Raw genomic sequence first — 12,130 nt, forward strand, 5'->3', positions numbered from 1 at the left:
AGGAGATGAACATGTCTACCGCGCTTTTTTCAAACCCGGTGCTGCGCCTGTCCAACCCGCCCGGGCTCTATGACCCCAGCGCCAACGGCTATTCCCATGTGGCACAAGTGGCCGCCGGTGCGCGCCTGGTGTTCATCGCCGGGCAGGGTGGCGAAACGCCTGACGGTCAGTTGGCCGCAGACTTCGCCGCCCAGGTGCGCCAGGCCCTGGCCAACCTGCAGACCGCCCTGGCCAGCGTGGGCGCCGAGGTCAGCCAGGTGGCCAAGCTCACGGTGCTGATCGTCGATCACAGCCACGAGCGGTTGGCGATCTTTGGCCGCCAGTTGCGGGCGTTGTGGGGACCGGCGGCGACCCCGGCCTGCACCCTGATCCCGGTGCCGCGCCTGGCCCTGGACGGCATGCTGTTCGAGATCGAGGCGATTGCCGTGTTGCCATCCTGAGCCTGAGTTCCCCTCTGGTGGAGCCGCTGCATTCTCCGTAATGTCAGCGGCTCGGTTTTTTCTGGAGGCGGTGTCATGGCGGCGTTCTACGATGCACGGGGCAATATCTATGGGGTGGTGACGCCCGCAGCGCTGCGCGGCCTGGGCATTGCCTTGCCCGGCAGCGCGGCCCAGGCGGCCCGGGACCGGCGCCTGTGGGCCGAACAGGCGATCGCCGCGCTCTGCGACTGGGCCCCGGGCACCCGGCCAGCCGGGGCCAAGGCCCACCGCAGCGATGGTTTGCTGGTGGGGCCGTTCCAGGCTCAGGCGCCCTTCGACCTGTTGATCGTCAACACCGACGGCACCCTGGCCGAGCGCAGCGGCAATGGCCTGACGATCTTTTCCCAGGCCCTTGTCGAACAGGGGCTGCTGGCAACCCAGGGGCCGACGCTGTTGCAGGTGCATCACGATCAAGCCACGGGCGCCTCGCCGGTGGCCACGCAGGTGGAGCCGGCGCAAGTGGCGGGGCAGCAGGGCTTCTGGCTGGATCTGGGCCAGCCGTCCTTCGGGCCCGAGGCCGTCGCGGCGATCGGTGTCGAGGCCGTGACTTTCAACGGTCGCGAGCTGAGCCGGGTGGCGCCGTTGCAGGCGCTGAACCCGCTGTGGGAGCACAGCCAGTTCGTGCGCATCGGCAACCCCCATTGCGTGACCCTGGTGGAAGAAGCCGACGCCTTGCCGAGCAACCCGCAGATGCTCGCGGCGCCGCTGGCCGAAGGGCTGACCGCGACGGCTTTTGCCTTGCCCCTGGGCAGCGGCGAGCCGTGCCCGGCGGGGGTCAACCTGCAATGGGCGATGCGCGAGTCGGCGCAGCGCATCGTCGCCCGGGTGTTCGAGCGTGGCGAAGGGCCGACCGCCTCGTCGGGCACCAGTGCCAGTGCCGTGGCTTGCGCGGCGTGGCGGGTGGGCTGGGTCAAGGCTGGCGAGGTGCAGGTGGTGATGCCCGGCGGCACCGCGCCCTTGCTGTTGCAAGAGACCGAGGGGGTGTTGACCCGGGTGAGCCTGTTCGGCACGGCGCGGGCTGAGTGAGGACGCCGGAGTCGCGGTGGCGGAGTGCAAAACGGTTGGAGTTTCTATAGCGTGGCGGCAGTCGCGGCTCATCTCCCGCTACAGCCCACCTCTCTGGAAAGGATTCGACATGCAAAAAGGAATGCCCCGCCGAGCCTTGCTCAAAGGCTCGGTTATGGCTCTGGGGGCTTTAGTCGCTGGCAGCCTTGGCGGTTGCCTGACCAGCCAGCTTTACGAAAGCCAAGCCAGCAATGAGGTCTATACGGAAACCGTCAGCCAGTTCTATGTCACGGCGGACGCGAAGAGCTTTGTCATCCTTGGCAAGAAGTACCACTACTTCGTGATGGTCGATCCGAAGTTGCTGCAGGCTATCCAGTCGGACCTGCATGGGAAAATGCAGGCCGAGTTTTCGCAGATCCACGTCAGTGCGTGGCAGAACCTGGAGGGTGAGCTGGTCCTGAGGATTCCCGGGCTGGATCAGCTCGACGCCCAGCAGATCGAGGCAGCCGAGGCCTTGGGTTTCGTGGTGGAGAGGTCGCAGAACGCCCTGTTGCACCGCTATGCCATTCGCGGCAGCCGCTTCAAGTCCAAGCGGGATATCAGCGCCTATCAGGCCAACCCGTTGAACAGCACCTACACCTTGCAGTTCTCGGCGTACCGCGAGAAGAGCAAGGTCGGCCAGGTGCTGTTGACGCCGGTGACCCTCACCGCGGACGGCGTGTTGATGATCCTCGCCCTGCCGCTGTTGCCGGTGGCGTTCATGGCGGCCCAGCCGTTTCGGGTCAAGTAAGCATCGCTACCGTCAGTCGCCGGCCAGTTGCACCTGGGCCATCTGCCGTTGCATCAGCACCTTGCCGTGGCGGATCGAATACAGCGGCAGGCCTTGGCTGCGGATCATTTCGTAATCGCTGTCGGCCGAGAGGATCAGCAGGTTCGCCGGCCGACCTTCCTCAAGGCCGTAGCCTTCGCCCAGGGCCAGGGCCTTGGCGCTGTTGTCGGTGACCAGGTCCAGGGCGCTCTGCAGGTTGCGGTAGCCGAGCATGTGGCAGATGTGCAGGCCGGCTTCCAGCACCCGCAGGATGTTGCCGTTACCCAGGGGGTACCAGGGGTCGACAATCGAATCCTGGCCGAAGCACACGTTCATTCCGGCTTCCAGCAGTTCGTTGACCCGGGTCACGCCGCGGCGTTTCGGGAAGCTGTCGAAGCGCCCCTGCAGGTGAATGCTTTCGGTGGGGCAGGAGACGAAGCTGATGCCCGAGTGCCCCAGCAGGCGGAACAGCTTGGCGCAGTAGGCGTTGTCGTAGGAGCCCATGGCGGTGGTGTGGCTGGCGCTGACCCGCGAGCCCATGCCGCGGCTGCGGGCCTCTTCGGCCAGCACTTCGAGAAAGCGCGAGTGCGGGTCGTCGGTTTCGTCGCAGTGCACGTCCACCAGGCAGCCCGTGCGTTCGGCCAGGTCCATGAGGAACTTCACCGAGCTCACGCCCTGGTCGCGGGTGTATTCGAAGTGGGGAATGCCGCCCACCACGTCGGCGCCCAGGCGGATGGCTTCTTCCATCAGTTCGCGGCCGTTGCGAAACGATTCGATGCCCTCCTGGGGGAAGGCAACGATCTGCAGGTCGATCAGGTGCGCGCTTTGCTCGCGCACTTCGAGCATGGCCTTGAGGGCGGTGAGGTCCGGGTCGGTGACGTCGACGTGGGTGCGCACGTGCTGGATGCCGTGGGCGGCCAGGGCGCGGATGGTCTTGTGGGCGCGGGTGCGGGTGTCTTCGGCGGTGATGCTGGCCTTGCGTTCGCCCCAGCATTCGATGCCTTCGAACAGAGTGCCGCTCATGTTCCAGCGCGGCTCGCCGGCGGTGAGGGTGGCGTCCAGGTGAATGTGCGGTTCGACGAAGGGCGGCACCACCAGGTTGCCGCCGGCATCCAGGTGCTCGGGGCCGAAGGGCGCGGTGGCGGTGGGGGCGTCGGGGCCTTGCAGGACAATGCGGGCGATGCGGCCGTTTTCCAGGTGCAGTTGGTGCAGACCTTCACGGTGGCGCAGGCGGGCGTTGGTGATCAGCATCGGGGCAATTCCTCGAGTCGGGCAATCAGTGGTTGCGCCGTGAGATCCGGGCACTGGCCCTTGTCCCACGGTCATTGGACTGTCCTTGCACCGGCCGCGACAGGGCCGGTGGGTGGGGACAGGGTGTTGCATGACCGGGCCATGATAGACCCGGATCGCCTGGAGTGAGCAAGGCGCGGGTTCAGCTGCGAGCCTCGGCGCCGGCACTGGAGCGGGCGCCGAGCCAGGCGCTGAACAGCACATGGCTCAGGCTGGCGACGGCGATGCCCACCAGCGGGGCGACCCAGGGCGAGCAGAATGCCGCCAGGGTGCCCAGGCCGTAGGCGGCCAGCCCCGACCAGTTCCAGTCCGGCAACTGGCTGTCGGCCAGACGCGGGTAGCGGCCGCGCCAGCGATAGAAGAAGTCGGCCATGATCACCCCGCCAATCGGCGGAATCACCGTGCCCAGCAGCACCAGATAAGGCACCAGCAAATCGTACATGCCGAGCATCGCCAGCAGGGTGCCAATCAGCGCCCCCACCAGGGTCACGGTCTTGCGCCGGTTGGTGCGCAGCAGGTTGCAGCCGGCCACGGCGAAGTTGTAGATGGTGTTGTCCTGGGTGCTCCAGATGTTCAACAGCAGCATGGCCATGGCGGCCGTGGCAAAGCCCTGCAGCAGCAAGACTTCGACCACGTCCGGCTGCTGGTAGACGATGGCGCCGTAGGCACCGATCAGCACCATCAGGCCATTGCCGAGGCAGAAACCGATCAGGCTGGCGCTCACCGCCACCCGCGCCGAGCGGGAGAAACGGGTCCAGTTGGTGGCCTGGGTGGCGCCGCTGACAAAGGTGCCGAACACCAGGGTCAGGGCGGTGGACAGGTCCAGGCTGGCGCTGGGGGTGAGGGCCAGCAGGCCGTCGAGGCCGCCGACCTGGGTGGTCGCCACCGTCATCGACAGCACCAGCAGCAGACCCATGGCCGGCACCGCGATCCACGACAGGATCTCCAGGCCGCGGTAGCCGATGTAGGCGGTGGCGCAGAAGGCCATGCCGAACAGCAGCATCAACCCCAGCACCGCGCCCGAATCCAGCTGGAAATACTTGCCCAGTACCACCGCGGCGGTGGCGGTGCCCCAGGCGTACCAGCCGACCTGGGTCAGGCCGAGGATCAGGTCGCTGAGCTTGCTGCCCCGTTCACCGAAGCAGAAGCGCCCCATCAGCACCGTGTTCAGCCCGCTCTTGAAGGCGATGTAGCCCAGGCTCGCGGCGTAGATCCCCAGCAGCAGGTTGCCAAGGACAATCACCATCAGCAGGGTGGTGAAGTCGAACGCCACCCCCAGCTTGCCGCCGGCGAACATGGTGGCGGTGAAGAAGGTGAAGCCCAGCAGCACCATGGCCATGGAGGCCAGGCCCTTGCGGGCGTGCTGCGGAACTTCGCTCAAGGGGTAGTCGTTGCCGGGTTCGTGCTGGGTCATGGGCCTGTCCCTGGTCGCAGTGGTGCCTCGCTGTTGCAGGCGCCGTGCCAAACGGGTCGCCGGAGCGGGTGCCCCAGCAGTTATAGCCGATGCCTGCGGGCCTGCCCCGGCTGCAGGCCGCGCCGGGGCGAAAATGGTGCACGGGCGCACTGCCTCGTGGCCGGGGTCAGTCCTGGTCGGGGTTGAAGATGCTTTCGATAGGCATCTGGAAGGCCCGGGCGATCTTGAACGCCAGGGGCAGGCTGGGGTCGTAGCGCCCGGTCTCGATGGCATTCACCGTCTGCCGGGACACCTCAAGCCGGGTGGCCAGCTCGGCCTGGGACCAGCCTTTGAGGGTGCGCAATTCGCGCAGTTGGTTGTTCATCGGTAGCGCCGCCAGCCGACCACCGTGGCCAGGGCCCAGACCAGGCCCATCACTGGCCACACATAGAACATCGAGAGCCGGGGCAGGCCGGCGGTTTCCAGGAAGCCGTAGCTGAAGGTGATCAGCGCGGTGCAGACAAAGGACAGCCCCAGGGCTTCGAGCTGGATGCGCCGGGCCAGTTCGTCCATGCGCCGCAACTGGCGCACCACCGCCAGGGCCATGGCCACCATGGGGATCACCGGCACCAGGGCCAGGGCAATCTTGCCCGGACCCGGGCTCATGTCAGCCAGCCAGTGGCTGCTCAAAACCACACAGGCGATATAGGCCAGCAAGGCCAGGCTGAATTCCCCGAAATAGCGTTTGGTGCCCATGGGCGATCTCCTTGAGTAAAGTGTCCTTTACATTAGGTGGGGCGATTTTTCATGTCAAGGGTGCTTTACATTGACCGCGTCATGCTCAGTCGAACAGGGCCACGCTGCGCCGGCCTTCGTGGAAGTCGAAAGCCTCCTGGATATCCCGTTCCACGGTGCGACCCTGGGACAGCGGCGGCAACTGGTCCGGGGCGAAGAACGCCGCGTCGCTGGTTTCGCTACCGGCCACCGGGGCCTCGGCGTCTTGCCGTTCACAGAGAAAGTACAGCTTGTAGAAGTCCCGGTGATCCGGCTTGTAAGGGCCCTTGGCCTTGTGCCGCAGGCCGTACAGCTGGCGCACCGAGACCTGGAGCCCGGCTTCCTCGTGGATTTCCTTGATGATGTTCTGCGCCGCCGACAGGCCCACATCGGCATAACCCCCGGGCAGGGCCCAGAGGCCGTCGTGCTGCTCGCGCACCAGGAGGATCTTGCCGTCCTCGATCAGCGCGCCGCGCACTTCGACCATCGGCGTCGAGTAGCGCTGGGCAAAGTCCGAGACCAGATCGGTGATGCGCTCCACGGGCACGTTGCCCAGTTGCGCGAGCATGTCGTGGGCGATGTTGGCGACTTCCTGGTAGCGCTCGCGGTCGTGCACGTCCTTGCAGAAGTGCAGGCCGGTGGAGGCGATGGCTTGCAAGCGTTTGGCGTGGGTCAGCCAGTGGCTTTCCATGGGTGGGGTTCCTGCGGCGTCAGAGAGAAGGCGCCTGTTTTAAGCCCTTGGCGCGCAGGGAGCAAGCACCACGCCGTAGCCGGCGGCGTGGTGCCGGTGGATCACCCCGGGAGGTCTTGCCGATGGCAACGCACTTGCTGGGTCGCGCTGCCCTGCAACGGTTGCGGCTGCTCGCAACCCGGGCCGCGCCGGCTGCAGCGGTCGAGAAAGAAGCAGCCGCTGGGCAGCTTGCGGTTGCCCGGCAGTTCGGTGGGCGCCGAGACCTGGCTGTCCGCCAGGGGCGCGCCGAGGCGTGGCACCGCATCCAGCAGCAGTTGGGTGTAGGGATGGCGCGGTCGCTCCAGCACCTGTTCGGCGCTGCCCAGTTCGACGATCTGTCCCAGGTACATCACCGCCACCCGGTCGGCCATGTGCCGCACCACCGAGACGTTGTGGGAGATCAGCACGAAGGTCAGGCCGCGACTGCGTTGCAGGTCCGCCAGCAGGTTGAGGATCTGCGCCTGCACCGAGATGTCCAGGGCCGAGGTCGGTTCGTCGAGGACGATGATGTCCGGGTTCGACGCCAGGGCCCGGGCAATGGCGATGCGCTGGCGCTGGCCGCCGGAGAACTGGTGCGGGTAGCGCTCCAGGTATTCGCTGCGGATGCCCACCTGCTGCGCCACCGTGGCGGCGATCTCGCGCATCTGTGCGGCCGGGGTGTTGCCCAGGGCGAACAGCGGCTCGGTGATGATCTTCCAGATCGGCAGGCGCGGGTCGAGGGACGATTGCGGGTCCTGGAACACGATCTGCACATGGCTGTGGCGTTCGCGGTCGCTGGCGTAGGCCCAGCGCAGGTCGCCGCTGCTGGGCTTGACCAGGCCCATCAGCAGTTGCGCCAGGGTGCTCTTGCCGCAGCCGGATTCGCCAACGATGCCCAGGGTTTCCCCGGGGCGCAGTTCCAGGTCGATGCCGTTCAGCGCGTGGGCGAAGGCCCGGGGCCGGCCCAGCCAGTCATTGCTCAGGGGGAAGCGTACCTGCACGTCGTTGAGCCGCAGCAGCGGCGGGTTGCCGGTTTGCGAGGCGGTGGTTGTCATTGGGCGGACTCCGGGGCGGCCAACCAGCAGGCGCTCTTGCGCTGCTCGCTGGCGTTGATCGAATGCAGCGGTGGCCGTTGGGCACATATCGCCATGGCCTGCGGGCAGCGCTCGCGGAAGGTGCAGCCAGCGGGCAGGTGGGCGAGGTTCGGCACCTGCCCGGGAATGGTCAGCAGTGGCGCGCCGGGGGCCACCTGCTCCGGCAGGCCGCTGAGCAGGCCGCGGGTGTAGGGGTGCTGCGGGTCGAGCATGACCTGGGCGGTGCTGCCTTGCTCCACCACGGCGCCGGTGTACATCACATAGACCCGATCGCAGAACTGCGAGACCACCGCCATGTCGTGGGTGATCAACAGGATCGCGGTGCCCCGTTGCCGGGCCTTCTCGCGCAGCAACAGCAGCACCTGGCGCTGCACGGTGACGTCCAGGGCGGTGGTGGGTTCGTCGGCGATCAGCAGTTGCGGGTCGCAGGAGAACGCCAGGGCGATCATCACCCGCTGGCGCATGCCGCCGGACAGCTCGAACGGATAGGCCTGCAGCACCTGCTCGGGGTCGGCGATGTGCATGTCGCGCAGCAGGGCGATGGCCTTGGCCCGGGCCTGGTCCTGGCTCAAGCGCTGGTGATGGATGATCACGTCGAGCATCTGCCGGCCGATGCGCCGGGTCGGGTTGAGGGCGGTCATCGGCTCCTGGAAGATCATCGCCGCGTCGCGGCCACGGATCTGCAGCAGCTGTTTTTCCGGGGTGGCGAGCATGTCGCGGCCCAGCAGCGACAGGCTGCCGGAGGTGATGCGGTAGCTGCGCTCGGGCAGCAGGCGCAGGCTGAGCATGGCGGTCACCGATTTGCCCGAGCCGGACTCGCCGACCACGCCGACGATCTCCCCCGGGTTGACGTGTAGCGACACGCCGTTGAGGGCCTGCACATTGCTGCGGTAGGCGGGGAATTCCAGGCTCAGGTTATCGATGTTGAGAACGGCGGATGAGCTCATGGTCATTTCCCCTGTTGCCGTGGGTCGAGCAGGTCACGGATGCCGTCACCCAGCAGGTTGAAACCGGTGGCGGTGAACAGGATCGCCAGCCCGGGAAAGGTCGAGTACCACCAGTTGTCGAGGATGAAGTTGCGCCCGGTGGCCACCATCGCCCCCCATTCGGCGGTAGGCTGCTGCGCCCCCAGGCCAATGAAGCCCAGGGCCGAGGCCATGAGGATGGCGCTGCCGATGTCCAGGCTCAGTTGCACCAGCAGCGGCGGCATGGCGTTGCGCCCCACGTGCCAGCTGACGATGTGCCAGCGCCCGGCGCCGTAGGTCTGGGCCGCCTTGACGTAGCCCATCTGGCGGATGCTCAGGGCCTGGCCCCGGGCCAGGCGCACGTAGAACGGAATGCGCACCAGGGTGATCGCCAGCATGGCGTTGAACAGGCTCGGGCCCAGGGCGGCGGCCAGGGCCATGATCAGCACCAGCGACGGCACCGACAGCATGATGTCCATCAGGCGCATGATCAGGCTGTCGAAGCGCCCGCCGATGATCCCCGACAGGCAGCCCAACAGGCCCCCGGCCAGGCACGAGGCGAAGGCCACGAACAGGCCCACGCCCACCGACTGGCGGCTGCCGTGGAGCACCCGGCTGAACAGGTCGCGGCCGACTTCGTCGGTGCCGAACCAGTGGGCGGCGCTGGGGGCGGCCAGGCGCTCGGCGAGGTTCAGGGCGTTGGGGTCATGGCTCGACAGCCAGGGGGCGAAGGCCATGCACAGCAGCACCAGCAGGGTCATGCACAGCCCGGCGATGGTCAGCGGGCTTTGCCGCACGCGGTAGCCCAGGTAGGCCAGGCGCGCGCGCCAGCCGTTGGCCTGCGCCACGGGCAGCGGCAGGGGAATGTTCAAGGGAGCGGACATCTCAATTTACCTCGCCAATGCGCGGGTCGATCACCCGGTACAACAGGTCGATCGCCATGTTCAGCAGCACATAAATGAACGACACCAGGATGGCGAAGCCCATCACCGCCGGAAAATCCAGGGCCTGGATCGACTTCACCACGTAGGCGCCCATGCCCGGCCAGGCGAACACCGTCTCGGTCAGCACGGCGCCGTACAGCAGGTCGCCCAGGGTCAGGCCGAGCACCGTCACCGAAGGGATCAGCGCATTGGGCAGGGCGTGGCGCAAAATCACCGCCCAGCGCGACAGGCCGTAGGCCCGGGCGGTGCGGATGTAGTCCTCGCCGAGCTGGTCGAGCATCGCCGAGCGGATCTGCCGCGCCACCACCCCGAGGTTGACGAAGCCCAGGGTCACCGCCGGCAGGATCAGGTGCTGCAGGGCATTGAAAAACAGCGGGAGGTCCCCGGCCAGCAGCGAGTCGATCAGGTAGAAGCCGCTGATCGTCGGTGGCGGCTCCAGGCCTTCGTCCAGGCGCCCGCTGCCGGGCAGCCAGCCCAGGTTGCCGTAGAACAGCAGGATCAGCCCCAGCCCCAGCCAGAACGCCGGGGTGGAAATCCCGGTGACCGCCAGGGTGCGGGCGATCTGGTCGATAAAGCGGTTGTGATAGACCGCCGACAACACCCCCAGCGGCACGCCCACCAGCACCGACAGCAGCAGGGCGGCCAGGGCCAGCTCCAGGGTCGCCGGGAAGAAGTTCTGCAGGTCTTCCAGCACCGGGCGGCTGGTACGGATCGAGGTGCCCAGGTCGCCGTGCAGCAGGTCGAGCATGTAGCGCCCGTACTGCTGGTACAGCGGCAGGTCCAGGCCCAACTGGTGGCGGATGTTCTGCACGATGGCATCGCTGGCCCGGTCGCCGGCGATCAGCCGCGCCGGGTCACCGGGAATCAGGTGCGAGATGGTGAAGGTAATCAGCGAAACCCCGACCACGACCAGCAACAGGCCGAGCAGGCGTTTGCGCAACATATTCAGGAAGGCCATGAGGCAACCTCGTTAACGCTTGACGAACGGCGGGGGCAGCAGCGGCGCCCCGCCGGGGACACGGCAACCCGGCGCCGACCCGGTTCAGGGGCCGGCGACGGGGACTGCAGGCGCGGTCCTACTTGCTGATTTCAGCGATGTTGAACACCTGTTCCAGCATCGGATGGAACACGTAGCCCTTCACCGAATCACGCATCGGCAGGCTGTAGTTCTTCTGATACAGGTAGGCGTAGACGTTGTCCTTGAGGACGATCTTCTGCGCCTTCTGGTACAGCTCGATGCGCTTGGCGGTGTCGTTGGTGGCCGCCGCTTCGCGGATCAGGCCGTCGACTTCCGGGTTGCTGTAGAACGAGCGGTTGCCCGGCAAGCCCTGCAGGCTGGAGTCGAACCAGAAGTTCATGAACATGTAGGGGTCGGCGAAGTCCGGGCTCCAGGAGCCGATGGCCACGTCGTAGTCACCCTTGCCGACCCGTTCACGCATGGTGGCGTTGGCCAGCTTCTCCATCTTCAGGTTGATGCCCAGGGGCGCCAGGCCCGCTTGCAGGGTCAGTCCGATGGACTCCCAGTTGGCGTCCTTGTCCGAGTACAGGTAGGTCAGGTTGCTGATCTTCTGCGGGACCTTGGCCAGGCTGGCCTTGGCGCCGTCGAGGTTCTGCTGCATCAGCGGCAGGCTCGGGTCGTGGGCCCACATGCCGTCGGGGATCGGCCCGTTCATCAGCTTGGCCTGGCCCTTGAGGATGCCGTCGACGATGCCCTTGTAGTCGATGGCCTGGACCAATGCCTGGCGCGCCTCGACGTTGTTCAGGGGCGCGCGCTGGTTGTTCAGGTACAGGTAGTTGACCCGCAGCGAGGGGAAGGTCTGGATCACCACCCCGGACTTGCCGGCCAGGGTGCCGAGCTGGTCTTCGGGCATGTCCTCGATGATGTCCAGGTCGCCGCGTTCCAGTTGCAGGCGGCGCACCGAGGCCTCGCTGATGATCTTGATCACCACCTTGTTCAGGCTCGGCTTGGGCCCGGCGTAATAGCTGTTGGGCTCCAGCGTCAGCGACTGGCCCTTCTGCCAGTTGCTCAGGCGGAAGGCCCCGGAGCCGGCGGTGTGGGTCGACAGGTAGGCGTTGACGTCCTCGCCCTTGTTGGCCACGTCCGGGTTGATGATGCCGCCGCCGTTGTGGGCCAGGGTATAGAGGAAGGGCGCGTAGGGCTTCTTCAGGGTGAAGCGCACGGTCAGCGGGTCGACCACGGCCACGCTCATGTCATCCGGGAAGGCCCCGGACGGGCCTTGCTTGAGCTGCATCAGGCGCTCGAAGGAGAACTTCACCGCGGCCGCGTCCACCGGCTTGCCGTCGTCGAACTTGTTGCCGGGCTTGAGCTTGAAGTCCCAGGTCAGGTTGTCGGCGGAGGTGCTCCAGCTCTCGGCCAGGTCGCCCTGGACTTCGGTGCTGCCCTTGCCGTTCTCGACCTTGTAGGTCACCAGCTTCTGGTAGGCCGGGTAGGTCACGGCCCAGTCGTTGTTGTCGATGGTCACGGCCGGGTCGAGGGTCTGCGGGTCGGCGGCCTTGCCGATCATCAGGGTGTCCTTGGGCGCGGCGGCGCTGGCCGCCTGCCAGGCGCCCAGGCTCAGGGCGGCGCACAGCAGCGACAGGGCGACACGGGTGGACAGACGCACATCAGGGTTATTGCGCAGATTGGGGGTCATGCCGGTTTCCTTGAT

13 protein-coding genes are annotated in these 12,130 nt (G+C 66.8%); 3 read left to right on the top strand and 10 right to left on the bottom strand.

Annotated features, from left to right (window positions below):
• The first annotated feature begins 11 nt into the window (after positions 1-11).
• The 3 genes from L1O02_RS10500 (at position 12) to L1O02_RS10510 (ending at position 2,274) form a co-directional block, all read left to right on the top strand.
• Positions 12-440, top strand: coding sequence for a RidA family protein (locus L1O02_RS10500; RefSeq protein ID WP_129405811.1), 429 nt, complete (start codon positions 12-14; stop codon positions 438-440).
• A 75-nt stretch (positions 441-515) separates the two neighbouring features.
• Complete coding sequence (locus L1O02_RS10505) at positions 516-1,505, top strand: diaminopimelate epimerase (RefSeq protein WP_235759834.1); 990 nt, start codon at positions 516-518, stop codon at positions 1,503-1,505.
• Positions 1,506-1,614: 109 nt separating this feature from the next.
• Positions 1,615-2,274, top strand: a complete 660-nt coding sequence (locus L1O02_RS10510) for a hypothetical protein (protein WP_235759835.1) — start codon at positions 1,615-1,617, stop codon at positions 2,272-2,274.
• 12 nt (positions 2,275-2,286) lie between these two features.
• On the opposite strand, the gene codA is transcribed toward L1O02_RS10510, so the two are convergent.
• The 10 genes from codA to L1O02_RS10560 all read right to left on the bottom strand — a co-directional run bounded on the left by codA (position 2,287) and on the right by L1O02_RS10560 (position 12,115).
• Positions 2,287-3,543: a cytosine deaminase gene (codA, locus tag L1O02_RS10515; RefSeq protein ID WP_060840228.1), complete on the bottom strand. Its 1,257-nt coding sequence runs from the start codon at positions 3,541-3,543 to the stop codon at positions 2,287-2,289.
• A 181-nt stretch (positions 3,544-3,724) separates the two neighbouring features.
• A complete protein-coding gene (codB, locus tag L1O02_RS10520) occupies positions 3,725-4,996 on the bottom strand; it encodes a cytosine permease (protein ID WP_235759836.1) in 1,272 nt (423 codons plus the stop codon).
• 166 nt (positions 4,997-5,162) lie between these two features.
• The gene (locus L1O02_RS10525; RefSeq protein ID WP_060840226.1) at positions 5,163-5,360 is read right to left on the bottom strand and encodes a helix-turn-helix transcriptional regulator; all 198 of its coding nucleotides are present in this window, start codon (positions 5,358-5,360) and stop codon (positions 5,163-5,165) included.
• Entirely contained in the window at positions 5,357-5,731 is a 375-nt protein-coding gene (locus tag L1O02_RS10530) for a hypothetical protein (protein ID WP_060844154.1), read from the bottom strand. Before L1O02_RS10530 ends, L1O02_RS10525 begins: the two co-directional genes overlap by 4 nt.
• Before the next feature lie 85 nt (positions 5,732-5,816).
• Positions 5,817-6,440 (bottom strand): NUDIX hydrolase, encoded by a 624-nt coding sequence (locus tag L1O02_RS10535; protein ID WP_235759837.1) that lies wholly within the window; start codon positions 6,438-6,440, stop codon positions 5,817-5,819.
• A gap of 101 nt (positions 6,441-6,541) precedes the next feature.
• Positions 6,542-7,513: an oligopeptide/dipeptide ABC transporter ATP-binding protein gene (locus L1O02_RS10540; RefSeq protein ID WP_235759838.1), complete on the bottom strand. Its 972-nt coding sequence runs from the start codon at positions 7,511-7,513 to the stop codon at positions 6,542-6,544.
• Entirely contained in the window at positions 7,510-8,505 is a 996-nt protein-coding gene (locus L1O02_RS10545) for an ABC transporter ATP-binding protein (RefSeq protein WP_235759839.1), read from the bottom strand. Before L1O02_RS10545 ends, L1O02_RS10540 begins: the two co-directional genes overlap by 4 nt.
• Positions 8,502-9,401 carry a D,D-dipeptide ABC transporter permease gene (gene ddpC, locus L1O02_RS10550; protein WP_108546347.1) on the bottom strand — a complete coding sequence of 300 codons (900 nt, stop codon included), beginning with the start codon at positions 9,399-9,401 and terminating at the stop codon, positions 8,502-8,504. Before ddpC ends, L1O02_RS10545 begins: the two co-directional genes overlap by 4 nt.
• Position 9,402: 1 nt before the next feature.
• Positions 9,403-10,419, bottom strand: a complete 1,017-nt coding sequence (locus L1O02_RS10555) for an ABC transporter permease (RefSeq protein WP_060844150.1) — start codon at positions 10,417-10,419, stop codon at positions 9,403-9,405.
• A gap of 118 nt (positions 10,420-10,537) precedes the next feature.
• On the bottom strand, positions 10,538-12,115 hold the full coding sequence (locus tag L1O02_RS10560; protein WP_060844149.1) for an ABC transporter substrate-binding protein: 1,578 nt from the start codon (positions 12,113-12,115) through the stop codon (positions 10,538-10,540).
• Positions 12,116-12,130: the final 15 nt, after the last annotated feature.

This window comes from Pseudomonas sp. BC42 (genome assembly GCF_021560055.1).
GTDB lineage: Bacteria > Pseudomonadota > Gammaproteobacteria > Pseudomonadales > Pseudomonadaceae > Aquipseudomonas.

What these genes read in the sequence shown, in the direction of transcription:
- L1O02_RS10500 (WP_129405811.1), top strand. Translation starts at nt 12, where the DNA reads ATGTCTACCGCGCTTTTTTCAAACCCGGTGCTGCGCCTGTCCAACCCG.
- L1O02_RS10505 (WP_235759834.1), top strand. Translation starts at nt 516, where the DNA reads ATGGCGGCGTTCTACGATGCACGGGGCAATATCTATGGGGTGGTGACG.
- L1O02_RS10510 (WP_235759835.1), top strand. Translation starts at nt 1,615, where the DNA reads ATGCAAAAAGGAATGCCCCGCCGAGCCTTGCTCAAAGGCTCGGTTATG.
- codA (WP_060840228.1), bottom strand. Translation starts at nt 3,543, where the DNA reads ATGCTGATCACCAACGCCCGCCTGCGCCACCGTGAAGGTCTGCACCAA.
- codB (WP_235759836.1), bottom strand. Translation starts at nt 4,996, where the DNA reads ATGACCCAGCACGAACCCGGCAACGACTACCCCTTGAGCGAAGTTCCG.
- L1O02_RS10525 (WP_060840226.1), bottom strand. Translation starts at nt 5,360, where the DNA reads ATGAACAACCAACTGCGCGAATTGCGCACCCTCAAAGGCTGGTCCCAG.
- L1O02_RS10530 (WP_060844154.1), bottom strand. Translation starts at nt 5,731, where the DNA reads ATGGGCACCAAACGCTATTTCGGGGAATTCAGCCTGGCCTTGCTGGCC.
- L1O02_RS10535 (WP_235759837.1), bottom strand. Translation starts at nt 6,440, where the DNA reads ATGGAAAGCCACTGGCTGACCCACGCCAAACGCTTGCAAGCCATCGCC.
- L1O02_RS10540 (WP_235759838.1), bottom strand. Translation starts at nt 7,513, where the DNA reads ATGACAACCACCGCCTCGCAAACCGGCAACCCGCCGCTGCTGCGGCTC.
- L1O02_RS10545 (WP_235759839.1), bottom strand. Translation starts at nt 8,505, where the DNA reads ATGACCATGAGCTCATCCGCCGTTCTCAACATCGATAACCTGAGCCTG.
- ddpC (WP_108546347.1), bottom strand. Translation starts at nt 9,401, where the DNA reads ATGTCCGCTCCCTTGAACATTCCCCTGCCGCTGCCCGTGGCGCAGGCC.
- L1O02_RS10555 (WP_060844150.1), bottom strand. Translation starts at nt 10,419, where the DNA reads ATGGCCTTCCTGAATATGTTGCGCAAACGCCTGCTCGGCCTGTTGCTG.
- L1O02_RS10560 (WP_060844149.1), bottom strand. Translation starts at nt 12,115, where the DNA reads ATGACCCCCAATCTGCGCAATAACCCTGATGTGCGTCTGTCCACCCGT.